This is a genomic window from Photorhabdus caribbeanensis (assembly GCF_018448885.1).
Lineage (GTDB): Bacteria > Pseudomonadota > Gammaproteobacteria > Enterobacterales > Enterobacteriaceae > Photorhabdus > Photorhabdus caribbeanensis.
Map to the genome: position 1 here is coordinate 1 of NZ_RCWB01000123.1, position 848 is coordinate 848.

Consider the following 848-nt stretch of genomic DNA (forward strand, 5'->3'; position numbering starts at 1 on the left):
ATTTACTTTACATGAAGAGCTGTCGCAGCTTTATCGCCTGACGTTAAAAGTGATGAGCTCACGTGATGACATTCCCCTGAATGAACAGCTGGGGGACAGCGCGTCACTGACCATTACCCGCAATGGCATCCCCGAACGGACTATTAATGGGTTGATAACCGGAGCTGAACAGGATAATACCGATGGCCGTCGCACTTTTTATATTTTCACTATCCGCCCTACAATGTGGCTGATGACGCTCAATCAGGATAGCCGTATTTTCCATCGGAAGTCTGTACCGGAAATCTTAACGATCCTGCTTAAAGAGCATCGTATTTTATTTACCCGCGATACGCTCTATAAACGCCATGCCGAACGGGAGTACACCACGCAAAAACGCGAATCCGCCTATGATTTCTGGTGCCGACTGGCGGCGGAAGAGGGCATTATTTTCTGGTTTGATGAAAAACAGCTGTTGTTCTGTGACTGCTATCTGGGCATGCGGGCGGGTATCGATCTGACTTATAATACGCATCCTGAAACGGACGAGACCGATACCACGGCGTACCAATGGAGTTATGGCGAATACCTGTGCCCAAATGGTACGGTCCAGAAAGATCGTAACTTTCTTAACCCCAACTACGCACTTGAACACCGGGAAGCAACCGACGATAGCGGGCATTATTCGGTGTTTGAAAGTTACGGGCGTTTCCAGTGGGATGCGGAAGGAAAACCTTTTACTCAATTGCGGCTGGAGCAGTTACGAAACTACAGCAAAGTCGGCACCGCCAAAACCAACTGTATCCGGCTTCGGCCGGGCAAAATTTTTACCCTGCAATCTCATCCCATAGAGGCCATGAACGACCGCT

At 49.2% G+C, this 848-nt stretch carries 1 protein-coding gene; it reads left to right on the forward strand.

Annotated features, from left to right (window positions below; translation table 11 throughout):
- Positions 1-52 precede the first annotated feature (52 nt).
- The coding region (gene tssI / locus EAE90_RS23260; protein WP_246551123.1) for a type VI secretion system tip protein TssI/VgrG at positions 53-848 on the forward strand (796 nt) is incomplete at its 3' end.